The organism is Amycolatopsis sp. cmx-8-4 (assembly GCF_046548675.1).
Classification (GTDB): domain Bacteria; phylum Actinomycetota; class Actinomycetes; order Mycobacteriales; family Pseudonocardiaceae; genus Amycolatopsis.
Genome location: NZ_JAEBDZ010000009.1, coordinates 244,377 through 262,196, shown reverse-complemented (window position 1 = coordinate 262,196; position 17,820 = coordinate 244,377). Strand labels below are relative to the sequence as shown.

Sequence of the window (17,820 nt, the reverse complement as noted above, 5' to 3'; positions counted from 1 at the left end):
CACAAAAGCCCAGGTCAGCTGTGGGCCAGATCATCCGTCGCGGCGCTGCCCGCCGCTCTCGCGCGGCGGAGGAAGTCGCTGATCAGGTCCAGTTCGGCTTCGCTGTACTCGTCGCAGATCTCGTCGAGCGCGCCGTTCATGCCCGAATACAGCCGGAACAGCTCGGTGTTGCGGCCGCGGACCGCGCGCACGGCGATCGCGCGCCGGTCGGTCGCCTCCGGGTCGCGTTCCCGGACGATCCACCCGCCCTTCTGAAGGCGGTCGAGGATGCCGGTCATCGTCGCCGGGTGCAGACCGGCGCTGCGGGCGAGCGAGCTCGGGCTCAGCGGGCCGTGGCGGGAGATCAGCTCGAGGCAGTCCAGGTCGACGTCCTTGATCGCCAGGCGGCCGCTGACCTGGTGGTTCAGCAGCGAAAGCTGGTTCCGCAGCTCGCGTAGCGCCTCCTTCACCGCCGCGGTCGACCGCCGCCGACGGCGGGCGGCGTCGACCCCGTCACCGGGTACGGAACTCATATGATATGCTCCTCGTATCATCTGGACTTCAGGCACAAGCGTAACCTGGGGGAAGGGATTCATCATGATCGTGCTCACCGGGGCGACCGGGCTGGTCGGACGCCTGCTCGCCACCGAACTCGAGGACCACGGCGTCCGCGTCGTCACGCGCACGCCGCACAACGCGGGGTTCCCCGCGGGCGTCGAGGTCGTCGAAGGCGACCCGCAACAGCCGGCGACCTTCGAGAACGCACTGCGCGGCGCCGATGCGCTCTTCCTGCACTCGCGCGCGGTCGGCGACGCCGCGTACGACGTCGTCGCGCTGGCTCGGGAGCTGGGTGTCCGCCGGGTCGTCGCGCTCGCCGCGGCCAATGTGGACGACCGGCCCGACGCGCAGCCGTCGCGGTTCCGCGGCGACCGCAACAAGGAGGTCGACGACGCGGCCGCGACGAGCGGCCTGGAGTGGGTCAGCCTGCGGCCCAGCTCCTTCGCGCTCAACGCCCTCACCGCGTGGGGCGGCCAGATCCGCGCCGGTGACGACGTCCGGTACGTCTACGCCGGCTTCGAAGAATCGCCGCTCCACGAGCGCGACCTGGTCGACGTCCTCGGCCAAGTGTTCCTGGGTGACGAGCTGCTCGGCCGGCGCGTCGACCTCACCGGCCCGGAATCGCTGTCCCACGAGGAAATGGTCCGGCAGATCGGAGTGGTACTCGGAAGACCGTTGCGGTTCCAGGAGATTCCGGCTCCCGCCGCGGCGAAAGGCATGCTGGCCAACGGATTGCCGGAACCGTTCGTCACGGCGATGATGGCTCGCTACGCCGCCCACTCCGCGCGGCCGCAGTTCCCGCCGACGCCGGAGGTCGAGAAGATCCTGGGCCGCCCGGCGCGCACCTTCGCCGAGTGGGCGGCCGATCACGCCACCGACTTCGGGGCGCCGAGATGAGGCTGACGCTCTTCGCCGCGTCCGGGCGAACCGGTGCGCACGTGCTCGGCCAGGCGCTCGCCGCCGGGCACGAGGTCACGGCCGTGGTGCGGAACCCGGACGCCGTCACCGCGCCCGTCCGCATCGTCCAGGCGGACCTGACCGCGCCGGATCCGGTGGCGCTCAAGTCCGCAGTGGACGGTCGCGACGCCGTGGTCTCGGCTTTGGGACCGCGACACCACGGCGAGTACGGCGTCGTGTCGAGCGGGACCCGCGCCATCGTCGAGGCGATGGGGGCGGCGGGGGTGCGGCGCCTGGTCGTCGTGAGTGTCGCCGGCATCTCGACGATCCCGACGCCGAGCCGGCCGGATCCGCCGAAGCGGGACCCGGGAATGGGGTTCTTCATGCGGGCAGTGCTCTCGCCGCTGGCGAACCTGCGGTTGCGGAAGCACTACGAGGACGTCGCCCTGATGGAGCACGAGCTGCGGGTGAGCGGCCTCGACTGGACGTCGGTGCAGCTTCCGCTGCTGACCGACAAGCCGCCCACCGGGCACTACCGGATCGCGTACGAACAGAGCGTCCGCGGTGGCTTCGGGATCGCGCGGGCGGATGCGGCGCACTTCACGCTCCGCGCGGTCGGGATGCCCGAAACCGTGCGGCACTCCGTCGCGGTCGCCTACTGAGTCGCCTGCTGAAGGGAGTTCGATGACCACTGCATTCCTGGTCGTCTCGCTGGTCGCCGTGGCGCTCAACGGCTTCTCCGGTGTCGCGGCCCTGGTGCACTTCAAACCGATCCTGCCGGGCATGGCCGCCGCCGGGGTGCCGGAGTCGTGGCTGACCTTTCCCATCGGCACGCTCAAGATGGCCGGCGCGCTCGGTCTGCTGGCGGGAGTGGTGGTGTGGCCGCCTGTCGGGGCGGCCGCGGCGGCCGGGCTGGTGCTGTTCTTCGTCTGCGCGCTCTACACGCACGTCCGGGTGCACGACTACTCCGCTCAGTTCGGCCTGGCGAACGGCTTTCTCGCGGTGAACGCCGCCGCCCTGGGGCTCGCGCTCGCGGTCTAGGGTCGACGCGAAACCGGTGCCTCGGAGCCGGTACCTCGGAGAAGGAGTGAGATGGGAAAGGTCACGGCCACCGCGGAGCGGACGATCGACGCCCCGGCCGACAAGGTGCGCGCGCTCGTCGCGGACTACGCCGAAACGCGCCCGAAGCTGCTCACCGAGCACTACCGCGACTACGAGGTGACCGAGGGCGGCGTCGGCGCCGGGACCAAGGCCGGCTGGAAGCTGCAGGCGACCTCCAAGCGCGTGCGCGACGTCAAGGCCACCGTCAGCGAGCCGAAGCCCGGCACCCTGGTCGAGACCGACGCGAACTCCAGCATGGTCACCACCTGGACCGTCAGCGAGGCCGGCGAGAAGAGCCTGGTCCGGATCGAGACGAGCTGGGACGGTGCCGGCGGCGTCGGCGGGTTCTTCGAGAAGACGTTCGCGCCCGGCGGGCTCAAGAAGATCTACGACGGCGTCCTCGGCAAGCTCGCGGAAATCGTGTGACGGTGAGCAGGGTGTGACCGGTCACCATCGGAATGTGCGCCCCGCTTGCGTGGTTGTACCGGGAGAAATCCGGGGCGCCTGCCCCGCTTGACGTCTCGACCTTAGGAGTTCGACGGTGAACGCACCCGCTCAGGCGACCGAGATCCGGCTCGCTTCCCGCCCGCACGGCGTCCCCACGGACGAGAACTTCGCCATCGTGGACACCGAGATCCCGAGCCCGGGCGAGGGCCAGATCCTGGTGCGCAACCTGATCATGAGCGTCGACCCGGCGATGCGGGGCCGCATGCGCGACGTGAAGTCGTACGCGCCGCCCTTCGCGGTCGGCGAAGTGATGTACGGCGGTGCGGTCGGCGAGGTCGTCGAGTCGAACGTCGACGACGTCAAGCCGGGTGAGCACGTGCTGCACCAGGCCGGCTGGCGCACCCACGCCGTGCTCGACGCGAAGCGGTTCGTGAAGGTGGACGCGTCCGCCGCGCCGCTGTCGACCTACCTCGGTGTGCTCGGCATGCCGGGCCTGACCGCGTACGCGGGCCTGCTGGAGTCTGCCGAGTTCAAGCCGGGCGACACCGTGTTCGTGTCCGGTGCGGCCGGCGCCGTAGGTTCGCTGGTCGGCCAGCTCGCGAAGCTCAAGGGCGCCAAGCGCGTCATCGGCTCGGCCGGGTCGGCGGAGAAGGTCCGCCACCTGATCGACGACCTCGGGTTCGACGCCGCCTTCAACTACAAGGACGGCCCGGTCGTGGAGCAGCTGCACCAGGCCGCGCCGGAGGGCATCGACGTCTACTTCGACAACGTCGGCGGCGAGCACCTCGAGGCCGCGATCGACGCCATCACGTTGCACGGCCGGATCGCCGTCTGCGGGATGATCTCGCAGTACAACGCCACCGAGCCGACGCCGGCACCGCGGAACCTCTCGCAGATCATCGCCAAGCGGCTCACCATCCGCGGCCTGCTGGTGATCGACCACTGGGGCCTGCAGCAGCAGTTCGTCAGCGAGATCGCGCCGCTGGTGACGTCCGGGCAGATCAAGTACTCGGAGACCTTCGTCGACGGCATCCGCAACGCGCCGGAGGCGTTCCTGGGCCTGCTGTCCGGGGCCAACACCGGCAAGATGCTGGTCCGGATCGCGGAGTAACTAGCCCAGCAGCGCGGCCAGTTCCGGCAGGGTCGACGCCGTGTAGGTGGGCGCGGGCGAGCCGGGCAGCGGGCGGACGCCGGGGCGGGTCAGCAACGCCGTCCGCAGGCCCGCGGCCTGCGCGCCCGCGATGTCCCAGTCGTGCGCGGCGACCATCACCGCGTCGTACGGCTGAAGCGAATACGCGTCGAGGACCTGCCGGTACGGCTCCGGTGCCGGCTTGAGGCGGCCCGCCTGCTCGGCCGAGAAGATCCGGTCGAGCAGCGGCGCCAGCCCGGAGTTCTGCAGCTGCGCCTCGGCCGTGGCGAGCGGGGAGTTCGTCAGCGCGACGACGTCGTGGCCCGCTTCGCGCAGCTTCGTCAGGCCCTCGGCGACGTCCGGGTGGGCCGGGAGCGACCGCAGGCCTTCGCCGATCGCGGTGAGCTGGCCGGACGTCAGCTCGCGGCCGTGCCGGGCGGCGACCTCGACGGCGGCCTGGCCGGCGATGCCCGCGAAGTCGCGGTAGCCGCCTGACGCCGTCACGGTCAGCACCGTGTGGATGGCCAGCCCGAACCACTCGCGCCGGAGTTCGGGGCTCCCGATGGTCTCGTCGAGCGCGGCGAGGTCGAGCAGGGTCTCGTTGACGTCGAAGACGCACAGCATGGGTTCAGTATTGCTTGGTCCGGGACCCTTCGTTGAGTCTCGCGTCCAGCTCCGCCACCGAAACCGGCAGGGACAGCTGGTCGCGCAGGATCGTGCCCAGGGACGGCAGCGTCGAGCGCTCCGGCCAGGTCTCCGGCTGCCACAGCGAAGACCGCAGGAACGCCTTCGCGCAGTGCATGAACAGCTCTTCGACCTCGACGACCACCGCGAGCCGCGGGCGCTTGCCCTTGACCACCAGGTCGTCGAAGTACGGCGCGTCCGACACCAGTGTCGCCCGGCCGTTGACGCGCAGCGTCTCGTTCATGCCCGGCACCAGGAACAACAGGCCCGCGTGCGGGTTGTCGACGATGTTGCGGAAGCTGTCGACCAGCTTGTTGCCGGGCCGGTCCGCGAGCACCAGCGTCCGGTCGTCGAGCACCAGCACCGAACCCGCCGGGTCGCCGCGGGGTGAGACGTCGCAGCTGCCGTCCGGCGCCGATGTCGCCAGCAGGACGAACGGCGAATGCGCGATCAGGGTGCGCGCGTGGTCGTCGATGTGGTCGAGGACCTTCTGCTGGGTCGTCGGCGACGACTCCCCGACCAGCTCCCGCAGGGCCTCGTGGCTGTCGATGATGCTCCCCATCACCCCAAGCTAGCCGAGAGTACGGCCCGCGATCGCGATCCGAGCCGCTTCCGTGGACTTCGCCACGACCTGGTCCACCGAGTACCCGTGCTTCACGAAGATGCCGTCGAGCTGGAACGTGCCGTAGCCGTGGGCCTGGGTGAACAGCTGCTCCATCAGCTCCAGCGCGGTACCCGGGTCCGGGGCGACCGTCAGGCACAGCATCAGGAACTGGTCGGTCAGCCGCCGGGTCTGCTCGTGCAGCTCCGCGTGGTCCGGGCCCTGGAGGCCGTCGGCGTAGATGACGTTCATCCCGGCCCGTCGCTCGATCAGGTAGCGCGTGTAGGCGCCGGCCGCCGCGGCCAAGGCGGCCACCGGGTCGTCGTGGGCGGCGGCCGCTTCGGTGACGCGCTCGGCGAGCTGGCAGGCGACGTGGCACGCGACTTCGGCCAGCAGGCTCTCCCGCGTCGCGAAGTGGCGGTACGGCGCGCCGGGGCTGACCTGAGCACGCTTCGCCACCTGGGCCACCGAGAACCCGGCGAGGCCCTGCTCGGCGATCAGGTCCAGGGAGACGCGCACGAGCTCGCCCCGCAGGTCACCGTGGTGGTACTTGCCGCCCATGACGTGGCTCACATCTTCCGATCGGAATATGTAAGAGGTCTCTTACGTAGATCCATGTAAGAGGCCTCTTACGGAGGCTCTCGTTCACACGGTACTTCTTTTGGAGGGGTTTCATGAGCACGACCACGCACGCGATCGCCGCACCGGCGCCGGGCGCGCCGCTCGCGCCGACCACGATCGAACGCCGTGACCTGCGTCCGAACGACGTGCTGATCGACATCGCCTTCGCCGGCATCTGCCACAGCGACCTCCACCAGGCGAAGGAAGACTGGGGCCAGGCGATCTTCCCGATGGTCCCGGGCCACGAGATCGCCGGCGTGGTCGCCGCGGTCGGCTCGGACGTCACCAAGTACCAGGTCGGCGACCGCGTCGGCGTCGGCTGCATGGTCGACTCCTGCGGCGAGTGCGAGTACTGCCAGGCCGGCACCGAGCAGTTCTGCGTCAAGGGCAACGTCCAGACGTACAACGGCGTCGGCTTCGACGGCGAGAACACCTACGGCGGCTACAGCCAGCAGATCGTCGTGAAGGACGCCTTCGTCTGCGGCATCCCGGAGGGCATCGACCTCGACGTCGCCGCGCCGCTGCTGTGCGCGGGCATCACCACCTACTCACCGCTGCGCCACTGGGGCGCCGGCCCCGGCAAGAAGGTCGCCGTGATCGGCCTCGGCGGGCTCGGGCACATGGGTGTCAAGATCGCCGCCGCGATGGGCGCCGAGGTGACCGTGCTGAGCCAGAGCCTCAAGAAGCAGGAGGACGGGCTCAAGCTCGGCGCGACCGACTACTACGCGACCAGTGACGAGGCGACGTTCGACGTCCTCAAGGGCAAGTTCGACGTCATCCTCAACACCGTGTCGGCGAAGCTGCCGATCGACGCCTACCTCGGCCTGCTCAAGGTCGGCGGCGCGATGGTCAACGTCGGCGCGCCCGGCGAGCCGCTGAACTACAACGCCTTCTCGCTGCTGGGCGGCAACAAGGTGCTGGCCGGGTCGATGATCGGCGGCATCGCCGAGACCCAGGAGATGCTCGACTTCTGCGCCGAGCACCACATCGGCGCCGAGATCGAGGTCATCCCGGCCGGCAAGGTCAACGAGGCCTACGAGCGCGTCGAGAACTCCGACGTGCGCTACCGGTTCGTCATCGACACCTCGACCATCGAGGCGTGAGGACGCGGCACGGCAACCGCGTCAGAACACCACGGTGCGGTTGCCGTGCACCAGGACCCGGTTCTCCAGGTGCCAGCGCAGGCCGCGGGCGAGGGTGACCTTCTCGATGTCGCGGCCCTTGCGGACCATGTCCTCGACCGAGTCGCCGTGGTCCACGCGGATCACGTCCTGGTCGATGATCGGGCCCGCGTCGAGGTCCGCGGTGACGTAGTGGCAGGTCGCGCCGACGAGCTTCACACCGCGCGTGTGCGCCTGGTGGTACGGCTTCGCGCCGACGAACGACGGCAGGAAGCTGTGGTGGATGTTGATCGCCCGGCCGGCCCACGCGCGGCACAGGTCGGCGGGCAGGATCTGCATGAACCGGGCCAGCACCACCGCGTGCGGGTCGTGCTCGTCGACCAGCTTGCGGACCTCCTCGAACGCCTCCGCCTTGCCGCCGGCCGGGAAAGGCACGTGGTGGAACGGGATCCCGTGCGCGCGGGTGATGCCGGCGAGCGACTCGTGGTTGCCGATCACCGCGGCGACGTTGACGTCGAGCTCGCCGGACGCGACGCGGCCGAGCAGGTCGTAGAGGCAGTGCCCGGCCTTCGACACCAGCACGACCGCGCGGCGGCGCTCACCGGTGTCGCTGACCTGCCAGCTCGACTCCGCGGACAGGTCCGCGGCCACCTCGGCGAACCGGGCCCGCAGCCCGGTCGCGTCGAACGGCAGCGAGTCCGCGCGGACGACCTGGCGGGTGAAGAACCAGCCGGTGTCCGGATCGGTGTGGTAAGCCGCTTCGACAATCCAGCCGCCGTGCTCGGCGAGGAACCCGGAGATCCGGGCGATGATGCCGGTGCGGTCGGGGCAGCCGAAGGTGATGACGTAGCGGCGTTCGGGAGCGGTCACGCCGGACAGTGTCCCTCGCGCTGGTCAGACGGCGAGGAGCCGGTCCCCGGTGACCGAGGCGTTGTTCGGGCGGCCGTACAGCGCCCGGTAGACGTCGTCGGCGGCGCCCGACACCTCGGTCTCCGGTGTGCCGACGGTCCACGGCCGTTCCGGCGTCGTGATCCGCACGCCGATGGTGAGACCGCGCTGCGGGACGAGGAAGGTCAGGAACTCGTCGATGCCGTCGTTTGCGAACTCGGGGGAGAAGCGCGTCTTCGGAACGTCTTCGAGGGCTGATTCGGCGTCGAGGCGGTGGATCGCCGTTTCGTGGGCCATCCGGCGGCCCCACGGGGTGCCGGGGTTCCGCGCCAGGGCTTCGCGCAGCGCCAGGCGGTGGCCGTTGGCGCCGAGCCGTGTCACTGCCCAGGAGGTCGTCCCAGCCCGGAGGCGGCACCGGTTTCACCGGCCGGTTCACCGCCAGGCTGACGGCGAGGCCGTGCACGAACCCGATGTGCGCCACCAGGTCATGAACAGTCCACTTCGGACAGTTCCGGACCGGCGCCGTCGGCCCGGCTTCCAGCGCCGCTCGTTTCAGCGCGTCCGCGTGGATGTCGATCGCTTCCCGCATGCGCCGACCGTAGCCGCCGCCCGCCTTCGATCGCGAGCACCAGCGCGAGCCCGAGGCCGAAGGACAGCAGCAGGCCCTTCACCGGTTCATCGGCGAACGCGGCCCCGCCGGCGAGGCCGATCAGGACGCTGTAGACCGCCCAGATCGCCGCGCCGGCCGCGTCCATCAGCACGAACCGGGGGAGCGGGTAGCCGAGGCTGCCGTTGGCGAGCGCGCTGGCGACGCGGCCGCCGGGCAGGTAGCGGGCGGCGATGATCAGCAGGCCGCCGTGGTGGCGCACCTGGTCCCGCGCCCACTCGTACCGGCGCGGCCCGTGCGGCCCGCGCTGCAGCAGCGCGATCGCCCGCGGCCCGGCGGTGCGCCCGATGGCGTACCCGAGGCAGTCGCCGGTCCACGCTCCGCCGGCGGCGACCGCGGCGAGCAGCGCCAGCTGCGCCGGATCCGGTCCGAACAGGACGGCGACGGTGACGACGGTCGTCTCGCTCGGCATGAACGGCAGCAGCGCGTCCAACCCGGACACCGCGAACACGAGCACCCACAGCCACGGCGAGCCCAGCGCGCCGCGCAGCAGCTCGGTGACGTGCCCCAGGAGTTCCACGGCTTCATGGTGATCACCGCAGGTCACCTACGGGTGACGGAGCGGGGTGCGGCCGGTGAACAGCGGATCTACGGGGCGACCGGGGCGACGGCGGCCCACGGCACGGTCAGCTCGCCGCGCCGGATGCGCCCCGGCGGGCCCAGCACCGGCCAGCCGCGGGAACCCAGCAGCCGCACCGTCTCCAGCCAGCGGGAGCGGGCGCCGAACGCCTGGTGCGGGGCCGCGGCCGCCCAGCAGGCGTCCAGCGTGGCCAGCAGCTCGTGGACGCGCTCGCCGGGGACGTTCCGGTGGATCAGCGCCTTCGGCAGCCGCTCGGCCACCGTCGAGGGCCGGTCCAGGCCCGCGAGCCGGACCGACAGCGTCAGCGAGACCGGGCCGTCGCGGGACACCAGGACCCATGTCGACAGGCGGCCGATCTCGTCGCAGGTGCCTTCGACCAAGAGCCCTTCAGGGGGCATCGACTCCAGCATCAGCTGCCACGCGCCCGCGACCTCGTGCTCCGCGTACTGGCGCAGCACGTTGAACGCCCGGACGAGCACCGGGCGCGTGCCGGCCAGCTCGAAGCCGCCGCGCTGGAACGAAAGCCACGGTGGTGACGCCGCGGACTGCGCGAAAGCCACCCGCGCGGCGTCCAGTTCCAGGCCCAGCACCCGGACGTCGGGGCGGACCCGGCGCAGCCAGCGGGCCAGCTCCACGGTGGTCACCGGGGACGCGCCGTACCCGAGGTCGACGACCAGGGGATCCGCGGCCGCGCGCAGCAAGCGGGTCGTCGGCGGCGCGGTGGCGATCCACCGGTCGACCCGGCGCAGGCGGTTGGGGTTGGTCGTTCCTCGGGTCGGCGCGCCGACCGGGCTCAGGCGGCGTCGGCCAGCCACTTCGCGGAGAATTCGGCTTCGCGGTCCAGCAGTTTGGTGACTTGTTCGGCGATCACGCTCTCCAGCTTCGCGCCGAACAGCGGGATCCGCACGATCACCTCGCCGCTCGTCCGCAGCACCGTCTTGCCGCCGTCGGTCAGCAGCGCGGTCCGCGCGTTGATCTCACCCGGGACGCCGCCGACCTCGACCGACGCCTTGCCCTGATACTCCGCGCCGGACGGCTGCCAGATCTGCGTGCGCGTCACCATCAGGTCGCCTTTGTGGAGCGTCCGGACGGCCTGCGGCAGCTTGTCCGCGCTGATGCCCTGCCGCAGCTGGTAGCGCAGGCCCTTCTCGGAGACCTCGTACGACAGCAGCGCCGCGCCGTGCCCGCCGAGCTCCTCCAGGCGCGCCCGCAGCGCGTCCTCACCGGCCACGGCGGCGTACGCGGACGCGACGTCGGCGGCGAAGTCGGCACGGTGCTCGATCCGGGATCCCATGAGCCGGACAGTACCGTCAGGCGCGTGAACTCCGCCCGTACTCCCGCACTCCCGGCCCTCTCCGCGTACACCACGCTGCGCCTCGGCGGCCCGGCTCGCCGGTTCGTCAGCGCCGCGACCAGCGAAGATCTCGTCGCGGCGGTCCGCGAGGCCGACGCGGCGGGCGAGCCGGTGCTGCTGCTCGGCGGCGGCTCCAACCTGGTGGTCGGCGACGCGGGGTTCGACGGCGCGGTCGTCGAGGTGGCGAACACCGGCTGGCGGCGTGACGGCGCGATCGTCGAGGTCGAAGCCGGGCAGAACTGGGACGCCTTCGTCGCCGGCCTGGTCGAGGCCGGGCTGGGCGGGCTCGAATGCCTCTCCGGCATCCCGGGCAGCGTCGGCGCGACGCCGATCCAGAACGTCGGCGCGTACGGCTGCGAGGTCGCCGAATCGATCGTCTCGCTGGAGCTGTACGACCGCGTGACGCGCGAAGTGCGCACGCTCAAGGCCGACGAGCTCGGCTTCGCCTACCGCACCAGCATCCTCAAGGGCACCGACACCGGCGTCGTCCTCTCGGTCCGCTTCGAGGTCCGCGAAGACGGCCTCTCCGCGCCGGTCCGCTACGCCGAACTCGCGCGCACGCTCGGCGTCGAGATCGGCGCGCGCGTGCCGGCCGCCGACGCGCGCGAAGCCGTCCTCGGGCTGCGTCGCGGCAAGGGGATGGTGCTCGACCCGGCCGACCACGACACGTGGAGCGCGGGCTCGTTCTTCACCAACCCGATCGTCCCGGCGGCCGACGCCGAGGCGGTGCTGGCCCGCATCGCGGACAGCGTCGAGGGCAGCGCCCCGCAGTACCCGGCCGACGGTGGCGTCAAGCTGTCCGCGGCCTGGCTGATCGAGCGCGCCGGCTTCGGCAAGGGGTACCCCGGGCCGGGGAATCGCGTCTCGCTCTCGACCAAGCACACGCTCGCGCTGACCAACCGCGGCGACGCGTCGACGGAGGACCTGCTCACGCTGGCCCGCGAGGTCCGCGACGGCGTCCACGAGCGCTTCGGTGTCCGCCTGCGGCCCGAACCGCTCTTGATCAACTGCGTCATTTGAGCCGAAACGGGCAACCTGGACGTGTATCAGACGTCTTTGTCGACAACGGTGACGTGCACCTGATCGGTTGGTCTTTACCTTTCGGCAGGTAACGTCAGGCGGGTCACCAGCGCTAAATGTGCGTTGAACCTGCTGGTCGGCGGGGGAACTCGGGAGGAATACGTGATCGAACGGCGCTTGGTCTTCAAGGCGGCTCTCGCGGCGGGGGCCGCTGTGGTCGTCGCGGCGTGTTCGGGCACGAACGACGGCACCGCGCTGCCCACCGGGGCCGCGAACGCCGACGGCGAGGGCGGCGGCGCGCAGCCGGTGGCGAAGATCACGGCCGAGCCGGCCGCGAACGTCAAGGACGCCCCGGTCCTCAAGCCCGTCGTGATCAAGGTCGCCGACGGCAAGCTCACCGAGTGCAAGGTCACCGCCGACGGCGGCAAGGACGTCAAGGGCGACACCTCGCCCGACGGGCTCACCTGGACCAGCTCCGAGCCGCTCGGCTACGGCAAGAAGTACACCTACGCGGCCAAGGCCACCGGCAGCGACGGCAAGCCGGTCGACTTCACCGGCACCTTCACCACGGTCAGCCCGGCCAAGCAGGTCCGCGCCACGCTCAACCCGGCCGACAACGCCCAGGTCGGCGTGGCCATGCCGATCAGCGTCAAGTTCGCGTCGCCGGTCAAGGACCGCGCGGCCGTCGAGAAGGCCCTGTCCGTGAAGACGGACAAGAACGTCGAGGGCGCCTGGGGCTGGCTGTCCGACAGCCAGGTCGACTACCGGCCGAAGGAGTACTGGCCGCAGAACATCACGGTGAGCGTCGAGGCGAAGCTGTACGGCGTCGAGCTGGGCGGCGGCGCGTACGGCAAGGCCGACGTCACCACGAAGTTCAAGATCGGCCGCAACCAGGTGGTCAAGGTCAACACCCCGGAGCACCAGATGCACGTCTACCGCGGCGGCTCGCAGGTGAAGAGCTACCCGTGCGCGAACGGGCTGGACGCCGAGGTCGACCGCAACACCCCGAACGGCACCTACATCGTGATGAGCAAGGAGCCGACGGCGGTCTTCGACAACGCCCGCTACGGCTACACGAACGTCAACAAGAAGTGGGCCTGCCGGTTCTCCAACCACGGCGAGTACATCCACGAGAACCAGGACAACGCGGCCAACATCGGGAAGACCAACAACTCCCACGGCTGCGTCAACCTGCTCGAGGCCGACGCCAAGGACTACTTCGACTCCGCGCTGGTCGGCGACCCGGTCGAGATCACCGGCTCCAAGCTGGGCGCGCCGATGGCCTCGGACGTCAAGGACTGGAACTACTCCTGGTCGGCCTGGCAGGCGCTGGGCGCGAAGTAGCCCGTGCGCACCGAGGTCGTCGGACACGGCGGGACGCGGCTCGGCCTGCGGGTCGAGGGGGCCGGGAACAGCAGGCCGATCGTGTTCGTGCACGGCTGGGCGCAGTCGTCCGGCGCCTGGGCCGCGCAGCTGGCCGACCCGGCGCTGACCGAGCGGTTCCGCCTGGTCGCGATGGACCTGCGCGGGCACGGTGCGTCCGACGTCCCGGCCTCCGGGTACGACGACCCGGTGGTCTGGGCCGACGACCTCGCCGCGGTGCTCGACTTCGCCGGGCCTGACGCGATCGTCGTCGCCTGGTCGTACGGCGGCCTGGTGCTGACCGACCACATCCGGGTGCACGGCACCGCACGGCTGCGCGGGATCGTGCTCGTCGGCGCGATCACCGAGATCGGCCGCGACCGGCCGGGCGGGCGCGTCGGCTCGCTGATGCGCGAGCACATGCGCGCGATGCTTTCGGACGATCCGGACATCGCGGTCCCGGCGCTCACGGCGTTCAGCCGCGACATGGTGACCCGCCCGATCCCCGGCACGCAGGCCCAAGCCCTGCTCGGAGCGTCTCTCGGCGTGCCGCCCGCGGTGCGTGCGGCGTTGTTCCGCCGCGACGTCGGCAGCGACGACGTCCTGGCCGCGATCGACAAACCCGCCCTCGTCGTGCACGGCTCCCAGGACCGCGTGATCGACTCCGCGGCGGCGAAGCACACGATCGGGAAGATTCCGGGGGCCACCGGGCGTTGGTTCCTTGGCGGGGGGCATGCGCCCTTCGCCGAGACCGCGGACGAGTTCGACGCGGTGCTCCGGCAGTTCGCCGAGGAATGCTGACGTAGAACGCGGGAGACGAGACCAGGTGACCAGCTCCATCCGGGGGTTCCGTGCTGCGCCGCGACGGGTAGCGGTGTTGTCCGTACACACTTCGCCGCTCGAGCAGCCAGGGACCGGCGACGCGGGCGGGATGAACGTCTACGTCAGCCAGACGGCGACCGAGATGGCCCGCCGCGGCGTCGAGGTCGAGGTGTTCACCCGCGCGACGGCGTCGGACCAGCCGCCGGTGGCCGAGCTGGCGCCCGGCGTGACCGTCCGGCACGTGCAGGCGGGCCCCTTCGAGCCGCTGAGCCGCGACGAGCTGCCCGCGCAGCTGTGCGCGTTCACCTCCGGTGTGCTGCGCACCGAGGCCTTCCACGAGCCCGGCTACTACGACCTCATCCACTCGCACTACTGGCTTTCGGGCCAGGTGGGCTGGCTCGCCCGCGACCGCTGGTCCGTGCCGCTGGTGCACACCGCGCACACCCTGGCGAAGGTGAAGAACGCCGCGCTCGCCGAGGGGGACAAGCCCGAGCCGCGGCTGCGCGTGATCGGCGAGGAGCAGGTCGTCGCGGAGGCGGACAGGCTGGTCGCCAACACCCCGGTCGAGGCGCGGCAGCTCATCGACCTCTACGGCGCCGAGCCGCACGCGGTGCACGCCGTGCCGCCGGGTGTCGACCTCGAACGCTTCACCCCGGGCCCGAAGAACGTCGCGCGCGCCGAGCTCGGCCTGCCCGATGACGCCGTCGTGCTGGCGTTCGCCGGCCGGATCCAGCCGCTGAAGGCGCCGGACGTGCTGTTGTACGCCGCCGAGGCGCTGCTGCGACGACGTCCGGAACTGGCTTCGCAGCTGATCGTGCTGATCGTCGGCGGGCCATCCGGCACCGGGCTGGAGCAGCCGCAGGCGCTGCGCGAGCTCGCCGTCTCCCTCGGCATCGAGCGGCAGGTCCGGTTCCTTCCGCCGCAGCCCGGGCCGGCGCTCGCCCGGGTGTTCCGCGCCGCCGACGTCGTCGCGGTGCCCAGCTACAACGAGTCGTTCGGGCTGGTCGCGCTGGAGGCGCAGGCCTGCGGGACGCCGGTGGTCGCCGCCGACGTCGGCGGGCTGCCGATGGCGGTGCCGCACGGCGTCTCCGGGCTGCTGGTGCCGGGGCACGGCGCCGAGGAGTGGGCGGACGCGCTGGCTGCGGTCGCGCTGCGCCCGGACCGGTGCGCCGAGCTCGGCGCCAACGCCGTCCTGCACGCGCGCCACTTCTCCTGGCGTCGCACGACGGACGCGCTGCTCGACATCTATGCTCAGGCCACCAGCGCGTTCTCCCGCGCCCTGGAGCTGCGCGCGGAGGTGGCGGTGTGAGTCTCGACGAGCTGATCAAGTCCACTTTGGACGACGCGGAACTGACCTACGACCGGCGGGGGCCGGGAAAGTACTTCGTCACGCTGCCGGGAACCAAGAAGCTGCAGACGAACGCGTGGCTCGTCGACGGCGACCACGCGTTCTCCGTGGAGGCGTTCGTCTGCCGGCGACCCGACGAGTCCCATGAGGACGTTTACCGCTTCCTGTTGCGGCGCAACGCGAAGCTCTACGGCGTTCACTACACAGTGGACAGTCTCGGTGACATCTACCTGGTCGGCCGGTTCGGCAAGGAGACGCTGAGCGCCGAAGAGCTCGACAAGGTGCTCGGCCAGGTCCTCGAAGCCGCCGACGGCGACTTCAACACCCTGCTGGAGATCGGCTTCGCGACGTCGATCAAGCGCGAGTGGGACTGGCGCGTCTCCCGTGGCGAGTCCCTGGCCAACCTCCAGGCGTTCAAGCACCTCGTCGAGCCCGCGAAGCCGCACGAACCAGGCTTGACCGAGTCGTGACCCGGCCCGTGCAACGGGGCTGAACCGGACATCCGTCTCACCGCCAGTCGAAACTGGAGGGAGACGCAGGATGCGGACTCGATGGAGAACCCTGCTCGCGGTCGCGGGCGTGGCGTTCGTGCTGGCCGGCTGCTCGGCGAACGAGAGCGGCACGTCGTCCTCGGCGGACAGCGCCGGGATCGGCCCGGCCCCGGCGGTGCCGCAACAGCCGCAGCAGGGGACCGCGGGCAACGGGAAAGCCGAGCCGGACAAGGGCCAGCCGGTCCCCGCGCCGCAGGCCGGGGCGGCCGATCGCAAGCTTTCGCGCAGCGCGCGGCTCGAGCTGACCGCCACGAAGGTCACGGACGTCGTCGCGGAGGCCCGGGGGATCGCGCAGGGCGCCGGGGGGTACACCGGGCAGGAGAGCACCGGCGACCGGTTGGCGACGCTCAGCCTCGCCGTGCCCGCCGAGAAGCTGGACGGCGTGCTCGACCAGCTCTCGCACCTGGGTACCGGCCTGGTGAAGCGGGAGCTGAACACCCAGGACGTCACCGAGCAGACCATCGACGTCGAAGCGCGGCTGGCGACGCAGCGGGCGTCGGTGGAGCGGATCCGCGCGTTGCTCGCGAAGGCGACTTCGGTGTCGGAGATCGCTTCGGTGGAAAGTGAGCTGACGAGCCGCGAAGCCACTCTCGAATCCCTCGAACAGCAACGGAATTCGCTCGCGGGCAGCGTCGCGATGTCGACCGTCGCGATGACCATCCGGAACGTGGCCGCGCCGCCGCCCGCCGAAGAGGACCACAGCGGGTTCCTCGGTGGCCTGGCCGGCGGCTGGGACGCGTTCCTCGTCTTCGGCGGCGGCCTGCTGACGGTGCTGGGCGCGGTCGCGCCGTTCCTGCTGGTCCTCGGTCCGCTCGCCTGGGCGGGCTGGTGGCTGCACCGGCGTCGCCGCGCGGCGCGCCCGGAACCCGTGACGCCCGAGGTGTGAAGCGGGCAGGCGGGACGGCTCGAGGGAGGGGGGAGTCGCGATCTCGAGCCGCCCCGCTGAAGTTCCCGCCGATCAGGACCCGGTGACGAGGGGGGTGCCAACGGGGCCGGCGGGCCGCGGCTCGGCAGGGGGAGACGAGCCGCGGTCAAAGCCCGAAACCGGCCGGGGAGTGCGTGGAATCCGGCCGCTCGGGACTTAGTCAACCTGTCAGAACTCGACCTGTAATCACAAGACTACACACTAGTCCGTTCGAGTGAACTTTGCGCGGACCGATAACGCAGTGCAGCATGTTGCACTGAATTTGCGCCTTGTTGGCAGGCTGACTTGTCATCGGGTGAAGGTGTTACTTCCGGGTAACGCACTCTGTGTAGGTCGGCTGGGGAAAACCCCAGACCTGGGAGGTCACCAGCAGGCGGTGTGGTCCGTTCTGGCAGGCTGGGCACCATGGCCGAACTTGGGACGTTGGTGCTGCTCCGTCACGGGCAGAGCACGTGGAACGCGGAAAACCTGTTCACCGGCTGGGTGGACGTACCCCTTTCGGAGCAGGGTGAGGGCGAAGCCCGCAAGGGCGGCCGGCTCCTGGCCGAAGCCGCGCTGCTGCCGGACGTGGTGCACACCTCGCTGCTGCGACGCGCGATCTCGACCGCGAACATCGCCCTCGACGCCGCGGACCGCCACTGGATCCCGGTGAAGCGCGACTGGCGGCTCAACGAGCGCCACTACGGCGCGCTGCAGGGCAAGGACAAGAAGCAGACGCTGGCCGAGTTCGGCGAGGAGCAGTTCATGCTCTGGCGCCGCTCGTACGACACCCCGCCGCCGGCGATCGACCCGAAGGACCAGTGGAGCCAGGCGGGCGACGCGCGGTACGCGGACCTCGGCGACAGCGCGCCGCTGACCGAGTGCCTGAAGGACGTCGTCGCGCGGCTGCTGCCGTATTGGGAGTCGGCGATCGTGCCGGACCTGCGCGCGGGCAAGACCGTGCTGGTCGCCGCGCACGGCAACTCGCTGCGCGCGCTCGTCAAGCACCTCGACGGGATCTCGGACGCGGACATCGCGGGCCTGAACATCCCGACCGGCATCCCGCTGCGCTACGACCTCACCGACGACCTGAAGCCGGTGAAGCCGGGTGGCGAGTACCTCGACCCGGACGCCGCCAAGGAAGCCGCGGCCGCGGTCGCGAACCAGGGCCGCTGACCTTCGGCCA

22 protein-coding genes are annotated in these 17,820 nt (G+C 71.0%); 13 read left to right on the top strand and 9 right to left on the bottom strand.

The features are described from left to right. Positions 1–14: 14 nt before the first annotated feature. Complete coding sequence (locus ACLJQZ_RS21545; RefSeq protein ID WP_410621712.1) at positions 15–512, bottom strand: MarR family transcriptional regulator; 498 nt, start codon at positions 510–512, stop codon at positions 15–17. A gap of 64 nt (positions 513–576) precedes the next feature. Between ACLJQZ_RS21545 and ACLJQZ_RS21540 the strand changes: the two genes are divergently transcribed. The 5 genes from ACLJQZ_RS21540 to ACLJQZ_RS21520 all read left to right on the top strand — a co-directional run bounded on the left by ACLJQZ_RS21540 (position 577) and on the right by ACLJQZ_RS21520 (position 4,093). After that, positions 577–1,434 carry an NAD(P)H-binding protein gene (locus ACLJQZ_RS21540; RefSeq protein ID WP_410621711.1) on the top strand — a complete coding sequence of 286 codons (858 nt, stop codon included), beginning with the start codon at positions 577–579 and terminating at the stop codon, positions 1,432–1,434. Beyond that, positions 1,431–2,096, top strand: coding sequence for an NAD(P)-dependent oxidoreductase (locus tag ACLJQZ_RS21535; protein ID WP_410621710.1), 666 nt, complete (start codon positions 1,431–1,433; stop codon positions 2,094–2,096). Before ACLJQZ_RS21540 ends, ACLJQZ_RS21535 begins: the two co-directional genes overlap by 4 nt. 22 nt (positions 2,097–2,118) lie before the next feature. Further along, positions 2,119–2,475, top strand: coding sequence for a DoxX family protein (locus tag ACLJQZ_RS21530; RefSeq protein WP_410621709.1), 357 nt, complete (start codon positions 2,119–2,121; stop codon positions 2,473–2,475). A gap of 51 nt (positions 2,476–2,526) precedes the next feature. Further along, positions 2,527–2,961: an SRPBCC family protein gene (locus tag ACLJQZ_RS21525; RefSeq protein ID WP_247060238.1), complete on the top strand. Its 435-nt coding sequence runs from the start codon at positions 2,527–2,529 to the stop codon at positions 2,959–2,961. 115 nt (positions 2,962–3,076) lie between these two features. Further along, positions 3,077–4,093 carry an NADP-dependent oxidoreductase gene (locus tag ACLJQZ_RS21520; RefSeq protein ID WP_326945854.1) on the top strand — a complete coding sequence of 339 codons (1,017 nt, stop codon included), beginning with the start codon at positions 3,077–3,079 and terminating at the stop codon, positions 4,091–4,093. On the opposite strand, the gene ACLJQZ_RS21515 is transcribed toward ACLJQZ_RS21520, so the two are convergent. From ACLJQZ_RS21515 to ACLJQZ_RS21505, 3 genes are read right to left on the bottom strand one after another with little or no spacing between them, the layout of a single operon-like run. Beyond that, a complete protein-coding gene (locus ACLJQZ_RS21515; protein ID WP_410621708.1) occupies positions 4,094–4,735 on the bottom strand; it encodes a haloacid dehalogenase type II in 642 nt (213 codons plus the stop codon). It abuts the gene before it with no gap. Between the two features lie 4 nt (positions 4,736–4,739). Continuing rightward, a complete protein-coding gene (locus ACLJQZ_RS21510) occupies positions 4,740–5,357 on the bottom strand; it encodes a pyridoxamine 5'-phosphate oxidase family protein (RefSeq protein ID WP_410621707.1) in 618 nt (205 codons plus the stop codon). Between the two features lie 9 nt (positions 5,358–5,366). Beyond that, entirely contained in the window at positions 5,367–5,969 is a 603-nt protein-coding gene (locus ACLJQZ_RS21505) for a TetR/AcrR family transcriptional regulator (RefSeq protein WP_410621706.1), read from the bottom strand. 101 nt (positions 5,970–6,070) lie between these two features. On the opposite strand from ACLJQZ_RS21505, the gene ACLJQZ_RS21500 reads away from it, so the two are divergent. After that, positions 6,071–7,120, top strand: a complete 1,050-nt coding sequence (locus tag ACLJQZ_RS21500; RefSeq protein ID WP_410621705.1) for an NAD(P)-dependent alcohol dehydrogenase — start codon at positions 6,071–6,073, stop codon at positions 7,118–7,120. A gap of 21 nt (positions 7,121–7,141) precedes the next feature. On the opposite strand, the gene purU is transcribed toward ACLJQZ_RS21500, so the two are convergent. The 5 genes from purU to ACLJQZ_RS21475 all read right to left on the bottom strand — a co-directional run bounded on the left by purU (position 7,142) and on the right by ACLJQZ_RS21475 (position 10,567). Next, positions 7,142–8,008, bottom strand: coding sequence for a formyltetrahydrofolate deformylase (gene purU, locus ACLJQZ_RS21495; protein WP_410621704.1), 867 nt, complete (start codon positions 8,006–8,008; stop codon positions 7,142–7,144). Between the two features lie 24 nt (positions 8,009–8,032). Beyond that, positions 8,033–8,407, bottom strand: coding sequence for a hypothetical protein (locus ACLJQZ_RS21490; RefSeq protein ID WP_410621703.1), 375 nt, complete (start codon positions 8,405–8,407; stop codon positions 8,033–8,035). Positions 8,408–8,511: 104 nt separating this feature from the next. Next, entirely contained in the window at positions 8,512–9,213 is a 702-nt protein-coding gene (locus ACLJQZ_RS21485) for a DedA family protein (protein ID WP_410621702.1), read from the bottom strand. Positions 9,214–9,281: 68 nt separating this feature from the next. Continuing rightward, positions 9,282–10,088 carry a class I SAM-dependent methyltransferase gene (locus ACLJQZ_RS21480; protein ID WP_410621701.1) on the bottom strand — a complete coding sequence of 269 codons (807 nt, stop codon included), beginning with the start codon at positions 10,086–10,088 and terminating at the stop codon, positions 9,282–9,284. Continuing rightward, positions 10,067–10,567, bottom strand: coding sequence for a DUF2505 domain-containing protein (locus tag ACLJQZ_RS21475; RefSeq protein ID WP_410621700.1), 501 nt, complete (start codon positions 10,565–10,567; stop codon positions 10,067–10,069). Before ACLJQZ_RS21475 ends, ACLJQZ_RS21480 begins: the two co-directional genes overlap by 22 nt. A gap of 24 nt (positions 10,568–10,591) precedes the next feature. On the opposite strand from ACLJQZ_RS21475, the gene ACLJQZ_RS21470 reads away from it, so the two are divergent. The 7 genes from ACLJQZ_RS21470 to ACLJQZ_RS21440 all read left to right on the top strand — a co-directional run bounded on the left by ACLJQZ_RS21470 (position 10,592) and on the right by ACLJQZ_RS21440 (position 17,810). After that, entirely contained in the window at positions 10,592–11,647 is a 1,056-nt protein-coding gene (locus ACLJQZ_RS21470) for a UDP-N-acetylmuramate dehydrogenase (RefSeq protein ID WP_410621699.1), read from the top strand. A gap of 162 nt (positions 11,648–11,809) precedes the next feature. Continuing rightward, positions 11,810–12,991 carry a L,D-transpeptidase gene (locus tag ACLJQZ_RS21465; RefSeq protein WP_410621698.1) on the top strand — a complete coding sequence of 394 codons (1,182 nt, stop codon included), beginning with the start codon at positions 11,810–11,812 and terminating at the stop codon, positions 12,989–12,991. A 3-nt stretch (positions 12,992–12,994) separates the two neighbouring features. Further along, on the top strand, positions 12,995–13,810 hold the full coding sequence (locus ACLJQZ_RS21460; protein WP_410621697.1) for an alpha/beta fold hydrolase: 816 nt from the start codon (positions 12,995–12,997) through the stop codon (positions 13,808–13,810). A 25-nt stretch (positions 13,811–13,835) separates the two neighbouring features. Next, positions 13,836–15,140: a D-inositol-3-phosphate glycosyltransferase gene (gene mshA / locus ACLJQZ_RS21455; protein ID WP_410621696.1), complete on the top strand. Its 1,305-nt coding sequence runs from the start codon at positions 13,836–13,838 to the stop codon at positions 15,138–15,140. Continuing rightward, positions 15,137–15,649, top strand: a complete 513-nt coding sequence (locus ACLJQZ_RS21450; protein ID WP_410621695.1) for a YbjN domain-containing protein — start codon at positions 15,137–15,139, stop codon at positions 15,647–15,649. The genes mshA and ACLJQZ_RS21450 overlap by 4 nt, the downstream gene beginning before the upstream one ends. A 70-nt stretch (positions 15,650–15,719) precedes the next feature. Next, positions 15,720–16,616 carry a DUF4349 domain-containing protein gene (locus tag ACLJQZ_RS21445; RefSeq protein WP_410621694.1) on the top strand — a complete coding sequence of 299 codons (897 nt, stop codon included), beginning with the start codon at positions 15,720–15,722 and terminating at the stop codon, positions 16,614–16,616. A gap of 444 nt (positions 16,617–17,060) precedes the next feature. Continuing rightward, complete coding sequence (locus ACLJQZ_RS21440; protein WP_247060258.1) at positions 17,061–17,810, top strand: phosphoglyceromutase; 750 nt, start codon at positions 17,061–17,063, stop codon at positions 17,808–17,810. Positions 17,811–17,820 lie beyond the last annotated feature (10 nt).

What these genes read in the sequence shown, in the direction of transcription:
- ACLJQZ_RS21545 (WP_410621712.1), bottom strand. Translation starts at nt 512, where the DNA reads ATGAGTTCCGTACCCGGTGACGGGGTCGACGCCGCCCGCCGTCGGCGG.
- ACLJQZ_RS21540 (WP_410621711.1), top strand. Translation starts at nt 577, where the DNA reads ATGATCGTGCTCACCGGGGCGACCGGGCTGGTCGGACGCCTGCTCGCC.
- ACLJQZ_RS21535 (WP_410621710.1), top strand. Translation starts at nt 1,431, where the DNA reads ATGAGGCTGACGCTCTTCGCCGCGTCCGGGCGAACCGGTGCGCACGTG.
- ACLJQZ_RS21530 (WP_410621709.1), top strand. Translation starts at nt 2,119, where the DNA reads ATGACCACTGCATTCCTGGTCGTCTCGCTGGTCGCCGTGGCGCTCAAC.
- ACLJQZ_RS21525 (WP_247060238.1), top strand. Translation starts at nt 2,527, where the DNA reads ATGGGAAAGGTCACGGCCACCGCGGAGCGGACGATCGACGCCCCGGCC.
- ACLJQZ_RS21515 (WP_410621708.1), bottom strand. Translation starts at nt 4,735, where the DNA reads ATGCTGTGCGTCTTCGACGTCAACGAGACCCTGCTCGACCTCGCCGCG.
- ACLJQZ_RS21510 (WP_410621707.1), bottom strand. Translation starts at nt 5,357, where the DNA reads ATGGGGAGCATCATCGACAGCCACGAGGCCCTGCGGGAGCTGGTCGGG.
- ACLJQZ_RS21500 (WP_410621705.1), top strand. Translation starts at nt 6,071, where the DNA reads ATGAGCACGACCACGCACGCGATCGCCGCACCGGCGCCGGGCGCGCCG.
- ACLJQZ_RS21475 (WP_410621700.1), bottom strand. Translation starts at nt 10,567, where the DNA reads ATGGGATCCCGGATCGAGCACCGTGCCGACTTCGCCGCCGACGTCGCG.
- ACLJQZ_RS21445 (WP_410621694.1), top strand. Translation starts at nt 15,720, where the DNA reads ATGCGGACTCGATGGAGAACCCTGCTCGCGGTCGCGGGCGTGGCGTTC.
- ACLJQZ_RS21440 (WP_247060258.1), top strand. Translation starts at nt 17,061, where the DNA reads ATGGCCGAACTTGGGACGTTGGTGCTGCTCCGTCACGGGCAGAGCACG.